General features: G+C 61.0%; 9 protein-coding genes. 3 read left to right on the forward strand and 6 right to left on the reverse strand.

What is annotated here, in order from left to right; genetic code table 11:
* Positions 1-164: 164 nt before the first annotated feature.
* Positions 165-6,497 (forward strand): apolipoprotein A-IV repeat region-like domain-containing protein, encoded by a 6,333-nt coding sequence (locus BS627_RS06550; protein ID WP_077982396.1) that lies wholly within the window; start codon positions 165-167, stop codon positions 6,495-6,497.
* 186 nt (positions 6,498-6,683) lie between these two features.
* On the opposite strand, the gene BS627_RS06555 is transcribed toward BS627_RS06550, so the two are convergent.
* Positions 6,684-8,633, reverse strand: coding sequence for an elongation factor G (locus tag BS627_RS06555; protein WP_077982397.1), 1,950 nt, complete (start codon positions 8,631-8,633; stop codon positions 6,684-6,686).
* Between the two features lie 249 nt (positions 8,634-8,882).
* The gene (locus BS627_RS06560; RefSeq protein WP_077982947.1) at positions 8,883-9,800 is read right to left on the reverse strand and encodes a PhzF family phenazine biosynthesis protein; all 918 of its coding nucleotides are present in this window, start codon (positions 9,798-9,800) and stop codon (positions 8,883-8,885) included.
* 305 nt (positions 9,801-10,105) lie between these two features.
* Between BS627_RS06560 and BS627_RS06565 the strand changes: the two genes are divergently transcribed.
* On the forward strand, positions 10,106-10,879 hold the full coding sequence (locus tag BS627_RS06565) for an NAD kinase (protein WP_077982398.1): 774 nt from the start codon (positions 10,106-10,108) through the stop codon (positions 10,877-10,879).
* Positions 10,880-10,900: 21 nt separating this feature from the next.
* Positions 10,901-11,401, forward strand: a complete 501-nt coding sequence (locus tag BS627_RS06570) for a hypothetical protein (RefSeq protein ID WP_077982948.1) — start codon at positions 10,901-10,903, stop codon at positions 11,399-11,401.
* 27 nt (positions 11,402-11,428) lie between these two features.
* Here BS627_RS06570 and BS627_RS06575 read toward each other — a convergent pair whose 3' ends face one another.
* The 4 genes from BS627_RS06575 to BS627_RS06590 form a co-directional block, all read right to left on the reverse strand.
* Positions 11,429-11,899 carry a cysteine hydrolase family protein gene (locus BS627_RS06575; RefSeq protein WP_077982399.1) on the reverse strand — a complete coding sequence of 157 codons (471 nt, stop codon included), beginning with the start codon at positions 11,897-11,899 and terminating at the stop codon, positions 11,429-11,431.
* A gap of 74 nt (positions 11,900-11,973) precedes the next feature.
* Positions 11,974-13,105 (reverse strand): peptide chain release factor 2 gene (prfB, locus tag BS627_RS06580; protein WP_103036232.1). Its coding sequence is split into 2 segments (ribosomal slippage): positions 11,974-13,035 and positions 13,037-13,105, totalling 1,131 coding nucleotides; the frame shifts between segments, so codons are not numbered across the junction.
* Between the two features lie 98 nt (positions 13,106-13,203).
* Positions 13,204-15,651, reverse strand: a complete 2,448-nt coding sequence (locus tag BS627_RS06585; RefSeq protein ID WP_077982401.1) for a penicillin-binding protein 1A — start codon at positions 15,649-15,651, stop codon at positions 13,204-13,206.
* 327 nt (positions 15,652-15,978) lie between these two features.
* Complete coding sequence (locus BS627_RS06590; RefSeq protein ID WP_077982949.1) at positions 15,979-17,238, reverse strand: N-acetylmuramoyl-L-alanine amidase; 1,260 nt, start codon at positions 17,236-17,238, stop codon at positions 15,979-15,981.
* Positions 17,239-17,363 lie beyond the last annotated feature (125 nt).

A 17,363-nucleotide genomic window follows, 5' to 3' on the forward strand; every position in this document is an offset into this window, starting at 1 on the left:
ATTTCGCCCGAAAGCTGGACCACCAGCAATTCGGGATTTGGTAAGTGGCGGAACTGCTCTCTCTTGAGGGAAAGTTTCGTTGGCATGATGGCGGCAGTCCGCTTGCTGATCGCAAGTGGGTCAACGGCATGAAGCCGGGCGTATGTGTAACGAGGCGTAACCGCATGGCGAATAACAAGATCAGCGACTCTGTCGACGAGACTGCATTTCAGGCATTGGAAGATGCCTTGCAGCTTGGCGCTTTCGAAGAAAAGCCGGAGACGCGGAAAACTGCAAAGCCGAAGCAGCCGGAGGCCAGAGTGAAGGAAGCAAGCAGACAGACCCCTGCTCCCGAGGCCGCCCGCGCGCCTGCCGAACAGACGCCCAGATCCCCCAATCTCGAAGCCGCCAATGACGGCTCCAAGCGCAGCCCGGCGATGATCCTGAAATCGCTGGAAGGCGGCTCCATCGGCGGCGCATTGCGCAACGCCACGATCATGTCGGTCATCTGGGCGCTTGGCGGCCTTGGCATCGCCCATCTTCTTTACGGCAATGCGCTTTGGAGCATCGGATCGGTCGCCGATCTCACCGCGATCCCCGGACTGATGGCGATCGTTGTCGCCATTCTCGTTCCCGTCATGCTGTTCTTTGCCTTTGCGATCATGATGGCGCGCGCCCGCGATCTGCGAAATGCCGCCCGATCCATGGCCGAAGTCGCCCTTCGCCTCGCGGAACCGGAAACGGTCGCGTCCGACCGCATCATGTCCGTCGGCCAAGCGGTTCGCCGCGAAGTTTCGGCCATGAATGACGGTATCGAGCGCACCATTGCGCGAGCGACGGAACTCGAAACCCTCGTTCATTCCGAAGTCAATGCGCTTGAGCGCAGCTACGCCGACAACGAACTGCGCGTGCGCAGCCTCGTCCAGGAACTGACCGCCGAGCGCGACGCTATCGTCAACCATGCCGAGCGCATCCGCTCCTCCATCGTCGGCGCGCAGGAACAGATCAAGGAAGAACTGTCCATCGTCGGCGAAGAGCTGTCGATGCGGATCGCCACGACCGGCGAGGCCGTTGCCTCGATGATCGACACGCGCTCGGCCGCGCTGCTCGAAAAATCGCGCGCTTCGACCGAAGCGATGGGCAGCCTGATCGCCGCCAAGACCGAAAATCTGTTGCAGGCGTTGAACTCCTCCGGTTCGACGATATCAAACGAATTCGACATGCGCCTGCACAATCTCACCTCGACGCTGGACGAGCGCGGTGAAGTGCTGCTGGAGCGTTTCGCGATCCATGCATCGACGCTGGACAGCGGTGTGGAAAGCCTCAACAGCGCGCTTGAGGAACGCACCCGTCAGCTCAACGAGACGCTGTCCACGCGCACGCTGGAACTCAATCGCAATATCGAACGCGGCCAGCAGGTCATCGGCGGTTCGCTGGATACGGTTCTCGACAAGCTGTCCACGACGCTTGAGGAGAAGGGCCTGTCCTTCCGCCAGAGCCTGCAGAGCACCGCCGACGATGCGATCATGGATCTCGATCTTCGTTCCGGCCTCTATGAAGAGCGCATGCAGGCGACGGTCGGCCAGGTCAATTCGGCCTTCGACGAGCATGTGGCGCAGTTCGCCAGCGCCTTCGACCAGCGCGCCGGCAGCCTCGACAGCAAGTTGATGGAAAGCCTCGCCCGCATCAACGAAACCGTTGCAGGCGGCTCCGAAGCGCTTGACACCATGCTGAATGTCGGTCTTGAGCGGATCGGCACCACCATGACCGACCAGTCGCTGGCGCTCGCAACCGCGCTGGGCACGGGTCAGGAAATGCTGGAAAGCGCACTTGACAGCCGGACCCAGGCCTTCAGCGATGCCATCGGCCAGCGCACCGCCGAAATCACCGATGCCTTCGCCAATTCGCATGCGAAGATCGACACCGTTCTGGCGGAACGCAGCAACGCCCTGTTCGGCGCGCTTTCGGCCAGCCAGGACCGTTTCGACGAAGCGCTCGCCAGCCGCTCCCTCGCCATTACCGGCGCGGTTTCCGGCACGGCCGAACACCTCGCCGCGATGCTCGACGAACGCGCCGCTGCGATCAACAGCGTTGTTGCCGATGTGGAACGCCGTCTTGCCGAAACGCTCGAAACCCGGGCAGCAGCCATCACCGGCGCGGTTTCCGGTATAGAAGACCGCATCTCCGACACGCTGGAAAGCCGCACAGCTGCGCTGCATGACGTCGTCTCCGGTGCGGAGAGCCGTATCGCCGAGACGCTCGACGGCCGCACTGCCGCGCTTTCCAGTACCATTTCCGGCGTCGAGGAGCGCATCGCCGACACCATGGACAGCCGCACGCTGTCTCTCGACATGACCTTCGCCAATGTCGAGGAACGGCTTTCGGAGACGCTCGACAACCGCACCTCCGCCCTGACAGGCATTGTCGCGAGCGCTGAGGAAAAAATTGCCGGGGCGCTCGACAGCCGCACGGCTACCTTCGGAGACGTGGTAGCGGGTGCGGAAACCCGTATCGCGGAAACGCTGGACGGCCGCACCGCCGCTCTCAACGCCGTTGTTTCGGGTGCCGAGGAACGCATCGCCGATGCGCTCGACAGCCGTACCATGGCTCTTGACATGACATTCTCCGGCGCGGAAGAAAAAATCAGCGAAGCGCTCGACACGCGCACCGCGGCCCTTGGCGAACTCGTGGCCGGTGCCGAGATCCGGATTGCCGGCGCGCTCGACAGCCGCACAGAGTCGCTGAAGACCGTCGTGTCCGGCGCCGAAGAGCGGATCACAGATGTGCTCGACAGCCGCACCATGGCGCTCGATATGAGCTTCTCCGGTGTCGAAGAAAAGATCGCCGATATTCTCGATGGTCGCACAGCCGCTCTCAATAACGCCGTTGCCGGTGTTGAGGACCGCATCGCCGGCGCTCTGGACACGCGTACTGCTGCACTTTCCGGCATTGTTTCCGGTGCCGAGGAACGCATCGCCGATGCGCTCGACAGCCGTACCATGGCGCTCGACATGACGATTTCCGGTGTCGAAGAGCGGATCGCCGAAGCCATGGATGCGAGAGCGTCGTCGCTCTCGCTTGCGGCGGCCGGCGTCGGCCAGCGTCTGGAAGCCACCGCATTCACGCTTGAAAACGCGCTGGCAAGCGGCCACGATCGCCTGGAGACCATGCTCGGCTCGCAGGCCGAGCGCATTGCCGGTTCGCTGGAGCGCAATAGCGGCCTGATCGAACAGAGCGTCTCGGGCGCGGCCGACCGCATCGAAAGTGTCGTCGAAGACGGCAGCAGCCGCTTTGCCCAGACGGTGGAAGAAGGCGTCTCGCGTCTGGAAAGCAATCTGTCGCAATCGCATGAGAATATTCGCACCGCGCTCGACCAGCGTCAGGCGGACCTTGCCGCGACGCTCAACTCCGCCACGGCCCAGATGGGCGACATGCTTTCCGAGCAGGCGATGATGATCGGCACCACTGTCGCCTCCAGCGCCAGCATGCTGGAACTGTCGCTCGAAACCCAGCAGGAAGCGCTGCAGAAGACGATTGACGGCAGTGCTGCAACGCTGGAAGAACGTCTTCGCAACAGCGCCGGCGATATCGCCGTCAAGATCGGCGAAGCAGCCCGCGAAATCGGCGGAGCCACCGACGCCCTCTCCAACCGCATCGAAACCTCAATCGGCAATGTCAACACCCGTCTCGACGAGACTGGCGCACGCATCGAGAGCTCGCTCGATACGTTGCAGGCACGCATCGGTGGCGATCTGGCCAATGTGAACACCTCAATCGAGGATTCCGGCCGCCGCTTTGCCGAAGCGCTGGAAGACAAGACGGCCGTGTTCGCCCGCACCAGCGACGAGGCAGCCGAGCGCATCACCGGCATTCTGGACGAGCAGACCACGCGCGTCGCAGACACGTTCGAAAGCCGCACCAGCCGGCTGGCGGAAACCTTCGATAGCGGCACGGCCCGCATCGATGAGCGCCTCGGCACCATGGACCGGGCGCTGACCATCGGTCTCGAAAATGTCAACCGCACCATTGAAGGCAAGGCTACTGATCTAGCGCTGAGCCTGCGCGGCGCGGTCACCTCGGCCACCCAAAGCATCGGCGACGAAGCGGCCCGCTCCTCCGCCCTGCTCTCGAAATCCGGCTCGGAGTTTGCAGAACAGGTGCAGGCGCAGAACGAAGCCTTCACCAAGGCCATCGAAGAGCGCTCCGGCGAGATCGTCAACCGCATTTCCGATGCGCAGACCCGTCTCTCCGGCCAGGCCGCCGCCGTCGCCCAGACCTTCTCCGAGGCGGGCAACATCATCGTCAACAAGGTTGCCGAGGCTGAAGCCGTCGTCCGCTCTCAGGTCGGCGTCATCTCCGAAACGCTGACGGGCGTCGAATCCGCCCTCGACGCGCGTGGCGAATCCATTCGCTCGGCGCTTGATAACCGCACCCGCGAACTCAACTCGATGCTGGCCAGCCGCTCCGCCGAACTTTCGCGCCTGATCGAAGAGAAGGCGAAGCCCGTCGTCGACGAATATGCCACCATCGGTCGCGAAGCCGCCGAGAAGATCGTTTCCGCAGCCCAGCAAAGCGCAGATCTTCTGTCGCAGAGCAACAGCGGCATGGTCGGCATGGTGGAACAGGCGATCAGCGATTACGCCGCTGCCGGAACGGATGCGGCCAGCAAGCTGGTCGCCGCCACCCGCCAGAGCACCGACATGCTGTCGGAAACCCATACGGCCATGGCGGACGCCGTCGAACAGGGCATCGACAAATATGCTCGCGCCGGCAGCGATGCGGCCAACAAGCTGGTTGCCGCCACCCGCCAGAGCACGGATATGCTGTCGCAGACCCATAACAGCATGGCGGAAATCGTCGAACAGTCGGCAAGCAACTTCAACTCCGCTGTCGAGCGCGCCGCACAGGGCTTCGGCGCGGCAGATGAAGCGCTGAACGCCTCGGCGACCCGCTTCTCTGAATCCGCCTCGCAGGCCGCCGACATGGTCTCCAGCTCCAGCCGTCTGCTCGAAGGAAAAATCGACCGCCTGTCGAATATTTCCGGCCAGACACTGGCGCAAGTCGCCGGCATCGTCGGCCGCTTCGAGGAACATTCGAAGGTGCTGAGCCAGGCTTCCGAGCTTCTCAATGCGGCACAGTCGAGCCTCGTCGGCACGCTGGAAGAACGTCAGGATGCGCTTCGCAGCCTGTCCGTCGGCCTCGTCAAGCGCTCCGAGGAAATCGAAAGCGCCATGCGTAACGTCGTCGGCGTGGTGGAAAACACCCTCAACGAGGCCGAGGAGCGTTCGCAGAATGTCGCCGGCAATCTGCGTGACAATCTGCAGGCGTCCTTCTCCGATATCGGCCGTTCGCTTGATGAAACGGAGCAGCGCGCCCGTTCGGCGGCCCAGACAATGCGGGGCGCCCTGCTGTCGGCCGGTCAGGATGCCAGCCGTTCAATCGAAAGCACACTCTCCGACGCGCAGAAATATTCCGACGAGCTGGTCAACCGCCTGCGTGGTGGTGTCGAATCCTCGCTGTCGGAAGTCGACAATCTTCTGGGCACCGCTTCGGAAAAATCGAATGCCGCCGCAGCCAACCTCAAGGAAACATTGCGTCAGGCCGTCGAGGACGCTGTCAGCCGCTTTGCCGGCGCGACGGACGAAATCCGCCGCTCCAGCCACGATATCCGCCGCGAGCTCGATGCGACCCGCGCCGAACTGAAGCGTGGCGCTTTCGACCTGCCGGAAGAAGCCAAGGAAAGTGCGGCAGCCATGCGCCGCGCGGTTTCCGAACAGATCAAGGCGCTTCAGGATATTTCGCAGCTCGTCGGTCGTTCGACCCACCAGATGGAAGTCTCCGAACCGGTCGCCCGCGCCATTGCTGCGACCCAGCCGGCAACCGAGCGCCGTGTCGAGACGCGTCCGCAACCGGCAGCCCCGGCTCCGGTTCAGCAGCGCCCGGCGCAACCGCAACCGGCCCCCACCTTGCGTGGCGCGCTGCCGCTCGAGAACCGCCAGGCGCCTGCACCGGCGCAGCCGGTCGCAACTAACCCCGCCGGACGCCGTGAAGAAGGCGGCGGCTGGATCAGCGATTTGTTGCGCGGCGCATCACAGGAAACGCCAGCGGCGTCCGCACCTCGCGCCGGCGCGGAACAGCAGCCCACCCGTGCGGCCGACACCCGCAATCCACGCCACATGGTGGAATCGCTGAACTCGCTCTCGGTCGACATCGCCCGCGCCATCGATCACGACGCCTCCGTGGAGCTGTGGCGTCGCTACCAGCGCGGCGAGCGTGACGTCTTCACCCGTCGCCTCTACACACTGAAGGGTCAGACGACCTTCGACGAAATCAAACGCAAATATGAGCGGGAAGCGGAATTCCGCACCGCCGTGGACCGCTACATTACCGATTTCGAGAAGCTGCTCGCCGACGTGGCTCGCACAGACCGCGACCGTACAGTCACGCAGTCCTACCTCACCTCCGATACCGGCAAGGTCTATACGATGCTTGCCCACGCGGCGGGCCGGTTCAATTGACGAAGGGGAACGCGGAGATGGATACCTCTCCGCGTGCCTATACAGCCTTACTAAAGCGTGGCGCGTTTAATCCGATTCATGCGACACGCTTTGGATTTTTGTTTTTAAGCATGTCTTGCTCCCGAAAACGCTGCACGCTTTTGGGAGATATGCTTTAATAAATGACCGTCGCGGACTAAGCGGCGGTCATTCTGCATTTCGGCCTATGCGCAGTAGATAGTCCCGCTCGTTGAACGGATCGGAACCTGAGCGCCGGCGCGGAGGTGGGGGATTGTCAGTTCGCGCATAGTGGTCGAACGATGTTTCCATCACGCCCATGCCGCTGGTCAGTTCCGGCAGCCGCTGTTGGATACCCCGAACCGCCGCAGACGCAATTGTCCCCTCAAGCCTTGCCACGCCCCCGGAGATAACAGAGTTTCCAGGGGCCGCCCCTGCCTTGGCAAGCAGGGCGATCAACCGCGTCATGGCTGCGGCGGGTGCTTCGAGATGAAAGTGGTCGAACGGCTCGCAAACGAAGGTTTGCGCTTCCTTGAGCGCCGTTGCCAACACCCACGGCGTCAGTTGCCGGAAATCCGCAGCAGTGCTCGATGGAGAGGTATGCCGCGCAGCCGTCATTGCGACGTGACAATCCTGCACCTGCCAGCCGAAGACACCCTGTTTCAGCGTTTCGAATACGGTTTCCTCCACCGCACGATAGAAGCTTGCCGGCATCTGGCCGATTTCCACCTCCAATGCAAAGCTGTTGCCGGTGCCAGCCGCGCGGGGCTCGACGCGAAGCCCCACGGTTGCGAGAAACGGGTTGGGTTCCTTAAACAGGATTTGAAGCCCCTGCCCGATGCCGGAAAGCCTTTCCACGCAGATAACCGTGCTGTCTTCAAAATCGGCCTTGATACCGAAACCTGTCGACAACTCAGACTGAATGATCTCCTTTTGCACCTCACCGTAGAGCGATACGAAAACATCGTTTGTCTCATCGTTCCTTCGCAAACCTATCAGCGGATCCTGCTCGGCCAATTGGTTGAGCGCCAGCCACAGGGCCGCGTGTCCGGACGGCTGCCGAGAAACGACGCGCGTCTCGAGTGTAGGCGGCGCAAAATGAAATGCGCCACCGGCAACGACGTTCACACCCACCCGGTCGCCAACCCTCGCTCCGGCAAGACCGGTGACGCGGGCAATTCGCCCAGCGCAGAGACTTGTCGTATTTTGAACGCGACCGTCCTTGAAGAGTTGTATTCCCGTGATCCTCGCCAACCCCCGCGGCATAGGCAGATAATGCCGAAGCCGGATCGTTCCCGATTCAAGGTACAGATAGGACAGTTTTTCACCGCCCCATCCGCGCTCGATCTTGAAGATTTTTCCTACGACCTCACCGTCGGGATCGGGGTTACGAGCGGGCAGCATGTCGGTAATAGCCGAAATCAAAGCCGGCAAACCGGCCCCCGTCATTGCCGCACCGGCAAAAGCCGGATGCACCAACCCGCGGGCAGTCTGCTGCCTGAGCGATCGCGAAAGTTTTTCGAGGTCCGCCCAGTCTGGCGTCAAAAGATAGTCATGCAGCAACTCTTCATCGTTGTCCGCAAGCGTTTCACAGAGACCGGTGAAAAATGGTTCGCTCCCCATATCGGTTGCCGCCACCCGCGCGCGCTTTCCGCCCGCATCGGTGACTGTCGACATAGCGACCGGGCGCACCCGCAACTGACTGGCGAGGTCGTTCACAACCTCGTCATAACGCGCACCGACTCGGTCGACCTTGTTGATGAAGAACAGGAATGGCAGGCCAAGACGTTGCAGCGCCCGCACCAATACACGCGTCTGGGCCTGCACGCCCTCCACGGCGGAAACGACGACCACGGCTGCATCGAGCAGACCCAGCACCCGCTCCACCTCCGCGATAAAGTCGGGGTGGCCGGGCGTATCAATGAGATTGACGTTAGTATCGCCGATCAGGAAAGAGACGACGGCGGCCCTAATCGTGATGCCGCGTTGCCGTTCCAGTTCGAGACTGTCTGTCTGCGTATTGCCGGTATCGACGCTGCCCAGCTTGTCGATCACACCGGCGTCAAAAAGGAGACGCTCCGTAAGGCTAGTCTTACCTGCGTCCACATGGGCGAGGATGCCCAGATTCAAAGTGCGCATGAACCCTCAACTTCTCAAAAACTCCAAGGTGATTTTTTTGAGAAGGGACTCGGCGCATTGGGACCTCTATGTGCGGAAACCGTGAGTTATTAAGCGCATCTCCAACAGTTTGCGGAGAGGCTGAGGAATTTAGAACCTGGGTCGCGATAGATGTCAAGCATGACAGGATCGGCACCTCTACCGGCGCAAACAGGGTGAGGCCACCGTAAAATTCCGCGACCCCCGGAATGCTGCGCCATTATGCCGATGTCAAATCTCGAACGTGCCCGATGCCACCCGCACCGCGTGGCCGCCGATACGGGCGCGGGCGATTTCGCCGTCCTTGATGTCCATACGCAAATGGATATGAGACGGTCGTTCCATCTCCACGCCTTGTTCGATGAGCAGCGGATAATGGCCGTCGGTCAGGCCGTCGAAATGGTGGATGGCGCCGGAGAGAGCGGCCGCGGCTGAACCGGTGGCAGGGTCTTCCGAAATGCCCATATCCGGAGAGAACATGCGGGCGTGGAACTTTGCCGCGTGATTGACGCCGCCGCGACAGTAGATATAGGCCGCCGTCAGGCGTCCTTCCACCAGCGGCGCGGTGCGCAACCACAGATTAGCATCGAAATCCATCTCCCTGATGGCGGCGATATTGTGCAGGGGTACGAGCAGGAACGGCACACCGGCGGTCCAGATCGACGGCACGTGATTCTCAAAGCCGAGATGTCCTTCGCTAACGCCCAACGCATCGGCAAGCGCCGTGTGATCGAGCGGCAACTCGACGCGGGACGATTTGCGCGGCAGGTCGAATTCGGCGAAGCTGACCGCACCGGGGCGCATCTTCACCGCACAACGCACCGGACCCACCTGCTCTTCCAGTACGCAGACCATATCGATGTCGTCATCGCCCTCGCCGCGATTTCGCTCGGCGATGGCCACCGCCGCGCCGACTGTCGGATGGCCGGCAAAGGGTAACTCGCCCGAGGGCGTGAAGATGCGCAGCGAGGCCGCATGGGCCGGATTGCTGGACCGGTTGACGAAAACCGTTTCGGAAAGGTTCATTTCCCGCGCGATCGCCTGCATCGTGGCCTGGGGAAGATCATCGGCGTCATACATGACCGCCAGCGGGTTCCCCGCCATTTTCGTTTCGGTAAAGACATCGTAGATATCGTAGTTCAGCGCCACATCCATCTCCTGCCACTCGTCATTCCGACTGCCTTAGGCAAACTGCATCAGGCCGCCCCGCATCGCAACCCTTGTCCGTGAGTGGAAATCAAGAAGCTGTGGACCGGATCGGGTGCGGTCCGCCGTCCGGGAACGCCTGCGCCTGTGAAAGGCCTTGTCGCCAGCCGCCGTCTTCATGTACCAAGGGTGCGTCTGGCGGTTTGTTATCGACCTCCCTGTCGAGGTTTCAAGATTTCGAGCCGCTTCAACGGTTTACAGCGCCTTGCGTGGACGGTTTCCGGTCTGCGCCTTGTCGAGGGAAGCGGATGTCGCATTCTACCTATTCACTGTCCTTCGTCGCCTCCGCAACCGAAGAGGCGCAGGCCGCGCTGAAAGAGCTGAAAGGCATTTACGGCGATACACCTTTCGAAGAGGCTGAAGTGATCGTCGCGCTCGGCGGCGACGGCTTCATGCTGCAAATTCTCAACGAGACGATGAATTCGGGCAAGCGGGTCTATGGCATGAACCGGGGGTCCGTCGGTTTCCTGATGAATGACTACCGGGTGGACGGCCTGCTGGAGCGTATCGCGGTGGCGAGCGGCAATGATTTCCATCCCCTGCGCATGACGACGACGGATTCCGACGGCGACGAGTTTACGGCGCTTGCCATGAACGAGGTCAGCCTGTTTCGCCAGTCCCACCAGGCCGCCAAGCTGCGTGTGGAGGTGGACGGCAAGGTGCGGTTGGAAGAGTTGATCTGCGACGGCATGATGGTTGCGACGCCGGCAGGCTCCACAGCCTACAATTTCTCCGCCCATGGACCGATCCTGCCGCTGGAATCGCCGCTGCTGGCGCTCACCCCCGTCAGTGCTTTCCGCCCACGGCGCTGGCGCGGCGCGCTTTTGCCGAATAAGGTGACGGTCGATATTCATGTTCTGGAACGCGACAAGCGCCCGGTGAACGCGGTGGCCGACCACACCGAGGTGAAATCCGTTCGTCATGTTCGGATTGCACAATCGCAGGACCGGACGGCAAGGATTCTCTCGGATCCGGACCGTTCATGGTCGGACCGCGTTCTCGCGGAACAGTTCAACAATTGACGCTCGCAATCGACAATGGCCATGCAACTGACAAGACCAATCCTCGCTGCCCTCCTTTTTGCCGCCGCCGTGCTTCCCGCGCGCGCGCAGACGGAAGCGATCGACGCGCTGCCGGTTTCGGCAATCTTCGTCGTCAGCAGCGGCATGTGGGAAGACCGCAATCTTGAGCCGGTGAAAGGCCCCGACGGGCAATTGCGGCCGCCGCCTGCCTCGCCCACGCGCGGCTACTACAAGGTCATCGCCATCCGCCAGGGCGACGGCACGGCAAAAATCTACCTGCAGCGAATCGTCTTTACCGCAGAAGGGCCGAAACTTCTGGAAAATATCGAACTGGAAGAATTCAGCCAGATGAAATCCTATGTCACGGATATTCGTCCCGAAAGTTCGAATGGCGCGCCCGCCTCGCCCGGCTTGTTCGTGACTGTCTACCTGAAAACGGACCCGATGAGCAAGGAAGCTGAAAGCTGGACGATCCTGATCGACGAGCTGGGCGAGATGAAGGTCGAGAAAGCGACAAACTGATCGGCCCGGTGCGCGGGCCGGGAAAGATTACGCTTGCAGCGCCTCCGGGCCGCCAAGAACCGCACCGAAATGATGTTTCCATAATCTCGCCCCGAGTTCACCGCTGCGGTCGAGACTGGAGCCCACCGTAAGCCACGGCAACAGCGTGGGATGCAGCCCCGCATCGAAGAGGGCAAAACCGGCGGCCAGCACGCAGGTATCGGCCTGAATGCCGCAGACCAGCACCCTGTCGAGTTTCAGCGACAGAAGATGGTCGATGACCTCCCGGGGTGGCGCATAACCGTGTTTGATGAATATGCGATCTGCCGCAACAAGCGACTCGTCGTCCCTGCCCGGTTTCCAGCCGAGTTGCCGCTCAAAGGGTGTTACGCTTTCGTCATGGCGCTCGACGGTGGCGATACTGGGCATTGTCAGGGCGAGAGCGGATATTTCCGCCACCAGCGCAGCCGGCGGATTGAAGCTCGACTGGACGTCGACGATATAGAGCGCCTGTTTCATGCTTGTTCTCCAACGAAAAAACCCTCGCAATGGGTTTGCGAGGGTAATCTTCTTCAATCGACGCACTTGAAGCGTCAGTCGATATCCGCGACTTCCACATCCGCGCCGCCGCTGATGCGGTGCGCGAGAGCGGCTTCCATGAACTCGTTCAGATCGCCGTCCAGCACGTTGCCGGGTGCAGTGCTTTCCACACCAGTGCGCAGATCCTTGACCAGCTGGTAAGGCTGCAGAACATAGGAACGGATCTGGTGGCCCCAGCCGATATCGGTCTTGGAAGCGGCCTGCGCATTGGCTGCCTCTTCCCGCTTCTGCAACTCCACCTCGTAGAGGCGGGCGCGCAGCATGTCCCACGCCTTGGCGCGGTTCTTGTGCTGGGAGCGCTCCTGCTGGCAGGCAACGGCAATACCGGTCGGAATGTGCGTGATCCGCACGGCCGAGTCGGTGGTGTTGACGTGCTGGCCGCCGGCGCCGGATGAACGATAGGTATCGATGCGGCAATCGCTTTCGTTGACGTCGATCTGGATCGAATCGTCGACCACCGGGTAAACCCAGACGGAAGAGAACGACGTATGGCGACGCGCATTGCTGTCATAGGGCGAAATACGAACGAGACGATGCACGCCCGATTCCGTCTTCAGCCAGCCGAAGGCATTGTGGCCCTTGACGAGGATCGTCGCGGACTTGATGCCGGCTTCTTCGCCGTCGTGAACTTCGAGCACCTCGACCTTGAAACCTTCACGGTCGGCCCAGCGGGTATACATGCGCAGCAGCATGTTGGCCCAATCCTGGCTTTCGGTACCACCGGCGCCGGAATGCACTTCGAGATAGGTATCGTTGGCATCGGCTTCGCCTGACAGCATGGCTTCCACCTGACGGCGGTTCGCTTCGCTTCTCAGTGCCTTCAACGCGTCTTCGGCATCCTTGACGATCTCGTCGTCGCCTTCCATCTCGCCGAGTTCGATCAGCTCGATATTGTCCTTGAGCTGCTGCTCGAGCGCCCTGACGCCATTGATGCTGTCATCCAGCTGCTGGCGCTCGCGCATCAGCTTCTGAGCCTCAGCGGCATCGTTCCAGAGGGTCGGATCCTCTGCCTTGTTATTCAACCAGTCCAGTCGTCTTATCGCCTGTTCCCAGTCAAAGATGCCTCCTCAGCAGGCTTATGGCCTGCTTGATTTCGTCGACTACGTTCACGATTTCATTGCGCATTTCGCTGGTTCTTCACCTTCATTGAAACTCGTTGCTCAAATAAATGCGGGGGGCGCGGATGTAAAGACCCGCGCCCCCGCCAAACGTCAGGAGTGATATCAATAAAGACCGCCGCCACCGCCGGTGATGGCCTGCTGCGCCTGCGGCGAGGTCTTCAGAATGTCTTCCTGCGACATGTATCCGTCATCGCCGATGACAGAGAAGGTGGAAGCGGGACCGGTGCCGGGCTTGAAGGCTTCCATGATGGTGTCCGGCTCGCCCTCGACCGCCGCCATGCCGGTCTTGCGGTTAACGGCGACGAAGTTCATGCCAGCAGGAACGATGAACTTGCTTGGCTCCATGTGCTTGGCCGCATCGGCGATGAATTCGCCGAAGATCGGCGCCGACAACGAGCCGCCCGTGCCGCCGCGGCCGAGAGGCGCCGGCGAATCGAAGCCGATATAGAGGCCGGCGACCATGTCCGGCGTATAACCGACGAACCAGGCGTCCTTTTCATCGTTTGTCGTGCCCGTCTTGCCGGCAACCGGCAGATCGACCTTGATCTTGCCGGCCGCCGTGCCGCGCTGCACGACGCCTTCCAGCATTGAGGTCGTCTGATAGGCGGTCATCGGGTCGAGAACCTGTTCGCGATTGTCGACGATCACAGGCTCGTCCTGGTTCTGCCAGCTTGTCGCGTTGCAGCCTTCGCAGGCGCGTTCCTCATGCCGGAAGATCGTCTTGCCGTAGCGGTCCTGAATACGGTCGATCAGCGTCGGTTTGATCTGCTTGCCGCCATTGGCGAGAACCGAATAGGCAGAGACCATACGCATGACGGTTGTTTCACCGGAACCGAGCGACATGGCCAGAAGCGGCGGCATCTTGTCGTAGATGCCGAAACGTTCCGCATATTCCGCGACCAGATTCATGCCCATGTCCTGCGCCAGACGCACGGTCATGAGATTGCGGGATTTCTCGATGCCGAGACGCAGGGTCGACGGACCCGCAGATCCTCCGCCGTAATTCTGCGGCTTCCAGACCTGACCGCCGGAAACGACCTCAATCGGCGCATCGAGTATGACCGATGCCGGCGTATAACCATTGTCGAGCGCCGCCGCATAGATGAACGGCTTGAAGGAGGAACCCGGCTGGCGCATCGCCTGCGTCGAGCGGTTAAATTCCGACTGCGCATAGGAGAAGCCGCCGACCATGGCCAGAACACGTCCGGTATGCGGATCCATCACCACCATGCCGCCCTGCACTTTCGGCGGTTGGCGCAGGCGATATTCATTACCGGACTTGGCAAGCGGCTGCGCATAAATCACGTCGCCGACGGCCAGAACGCCGACCGGGGACTTGGTGGTCGCCTTTTTACCCGTCGCGTCGCGAAAGGCCCAGCGCATATTTTCTGCGGCGATATGGCCACGCGTACGCTTGTCGCCCTCTTCCGTTTCCGCATCCGCCTGCACGCCTATATCGACTCCATCGGCCGCAACCGCGAGGACCACGGCGATTTTCCACTCCGGAACGTCGCGCAAACCCTTGACCTTGGCGAGCGCCGCCGTCCAGTCGCCCGTTGTATCGATCTGCTCTACGGGGCCGCGAAAACCGCGACGCTCGTCATATTGAACCAGACCGTCCTGGAGAGCCTTGCGCGCCTCCATCTGGATCTGCGGATCGAACGAGGTACGGACCGATAGCCCGCCTTCGAGAAGCGCTTCCTCGCCGTATTTCTCGACGATTTGGCGGCGGACTTCCTCGGCAAAATAATCGGATGCGAAAATATGGGCGCCGCCGCGACGCAGATTGACGCCAAGCGGCTGCTTTTTGGCGTCCGTCGCGTCGTCCACAGTGATATAGCCATTCTCGGCCATACGGTCGATCACCCAGTTACGACGCTCGAGAGCAGCCTTTTCGCGACGGATCGGGTGGTAGTTGGCCGGGCCCTTCGGCAGCGACGCGAGATAGGCGGTTTCCGCAATCGTCAGTTCCGTCACCGACTTGTTGAAATAGGTGAGCGCCGCACCGGCAATGCCGTAGGAGTTCAGGCCGAAGAAAATCTCGTTGAGATAAAGCTCGAGAATCTTGTCCTTGGAATAGGTCTGCTCGATGCGGAAGGACAGAATGGCTTCCTTGAGCTTGCGGTCGATGGTCTGGTCGTTGGTCAGAAGGAAGTTCTTCGCCACCTGTTGGGTGATGGTGGAGGCGCCGACCGGACGGCGGCCGGAGCCGAGATTCTGGATGTTGACGAGAATGGCGCGGCCGAGGCCGAAGACATCCACACCCGGATGATTGTAGAAATTCTTGTCTTCCGCCGAAAGGAAAGCGGCCTTCACGCGGTCGGGAATGGCCTGAATCGGCAGGAAAAGGCGTTTTTCATGCGCATATTCCGCCATCAGCGCGCCGTTGCCGGCATGCACGCGGGTCGTCACCGGCGGCTCATAGGTGCTCAGAACTGCGTAATCCGGCAGGTCCTTTGTCACGCCGTGCAAATAAATTGCACCGGCGGCGGCTGCGCACAGAAAAAGCACGCTGGCCAAGCCGAAAAAATATCCAATCAGTCTGATCATACTAAGCTACCGATAATTCGAATCGTAACCATCAACGCCCGACGATATACGGGCGCATCCTTGCATATCGCGTGCCGTTTTGCACACCATACCTTCTATGACAAGCCGGATACGGCAGCATTCGCTGATATGTTACCGGGCGGCAGTCCGCAATCGCGCTCAGGACGCTTTGCAGATTGCCACCGAATCCGCATTCCGAGTAACGCGGCGAATGTGAGTAAAATAGGGCTTCGCCTTCGCAATCGTCCGCAAGACCCAAGAATTGAACAGGTTTTCAGCGGTCAATGGCAGGTCTGCAACAGCATTGCCGCTTCGCAGGCAGCCCTCTCAGCCGCCATTTGCCATGGCCTTGGCGCGGTATCGCCCAATGGCGGTTGCGAGCGTATCGGCCACCTTCTTGCGCCACTCCCCATCGAGAAGCAGCTTTTCGTCTTCCGGATTGGAGAGGAAACCGAGTTCCAGCAGCACCGACGGCACATCATGGGCGCGCAACACCATGAAACCGGCGTAACGGTGCGGGTTGTTGATGAGCCCCACCTGCCCCTCGAAGGAGGAGACGATGTTTTCGGCCAGCGTCACAGAAAAGGCCTGGGTTTCGCGGCGGGTGAAATCGAGAAGAATATCGGCGACCTCAGGCGGCTCGCTGGAGGCGGCAACACCCGCGATCTGGTCGGACTTGTTTTCGCGCTCCGCCAGTTCCTGCGCCTGCCGGTCCGACGCCCGGTCCGACAACGTATAGACCGTCGCGCCACGGATGCCCTTTTGTCTCAACGTATCCGCATGAAGGGAAATAAAGAGATTGGCGTTGTTCTGACGGGCGATGGTCACCCGTTCGGACAAGGCGAGAAAAGTATCGGAATCGCGCGTGAGGAACGCCTTTATACCAGGTTCGCGGTTCAACCGCTCGGCAAGTTCCTTGGCGAAAGTCAGCGTGATGACCTTTTCCTCGGTACCGGTAGTGCCGCCGCTGGCGCCCGCATCGATGCCGCCATGGCCGGCATCGACCGCGATGACGAATTCCGCCGGCCGCGACGTCTTGCCGTCGGGCGTGATCGCTGCAGTTGTCACCGGCGCTGGTGTCCGCCACTGCTGATGCTTCACCAGCTCCGCGAACTTGCCCTTGGTGGTGATTTCCGTATCGAGCACGAAATGGAAAGATTGGCCTCCATCAGCTTTCTTGGTTTCGGCAACCGCCACCTGAACCGGCTTTTTCGCCGTCAGCACGATCCGGGCGCTGTTCTGCCCCATGGTGCCGAAACGGATATCCGAAAAAAGACCGGTCGGCTTCAGGTCGGATGCGGGGAAGCTGAAATTCACCGCCGGAAAGTCCACAACGATGCGGGCGGGCGAATCGAGATAGTGAACATCGAATTCCGGCTCCTCGGCGAAGTCTAGAACGATGCGCGTGCGCGCCTCATCGCCGATGATCCGCGCCTGATGGACAACGAGCGGCTCCACGGCATGGGCCGACTGCGCGACGGAGAAAGAAGCGGCGACGGAAAATGCCAGAGCCGACGCAAGCCGCGCGATTCGCGCGCCAAGCCGCCCTCTCCCACAGAATATCGCTGCGTTGCGCGTGAAATTCATGGCCTTCAAGAAATTCCGTATTTCAGTTATTTTCGATAAACGGCAAGGAAAAACGCCGGTAACAGCGCCATTTCAACCACGCCGTACGATAGTTTGCGCGTTTGCGCCCCACAATCGCAGGCCTT

The sequence above is a fragment of the Agrobacterium salinitolerans genome (genome assembly GCF_002008225.1).
Lineage (GTDB): Bacteria > Pseudomonadota > Alphaproteobacteria > Rhizobiales > Rhizobiaceae > Agrobacterium > Agrobacterium salinitolerans.

Coding starts and splice junctions, on each gene's coding strand:
- BS627_RS06550 (WP_077982396.1), top strand. CDS start 165: ATGGCGAATAACAAGATCAGCGACTCTGTCGACGAGACTGCATTTCAG.
- BS627_RS06555 (WP_077982397.1), bottom strand. CDS start 8,633: ATGCGCACTTTGAATCTGGGCATCCTCGCCCATGTGGACGCAGGTAAG.
- BS627_RS06565 (WP_077982398.1), top strand. CDS start 10,106: ATGTCGCATTCTACCTATTCACTGTCCTTCGTCGCCTCCGCAACCGAA.
- BS627_RS06570 (WP_077982948.1), top strand. CDS start 10,901: ATGCAACTGACAAGACCAATCCTCGCTGCCCTCCTTTTTGCCGCCGCC.
- BS627_RS06575 (WP_077982399.1), bottom strand. CDS start 11,899: ATGAAACAGGCGCTCTATATCGTCGACGTCCAGTCGAGCTTCAATCCG.
- BS627_RS06585 (WP_077982401.1), bottom strand. CDS start 15,651: ATGATCAGACTGATTGGATATTTTTTCGGCTTGGCCAGCGTGCTTTTT.
- BS627_RS06590 (WP_077982949.1), bottom strand. CDS start 17,238: ATGAATTTCACGCGCAACGCAGCGATATTCTGTGGGAGAGGGCGGCTT.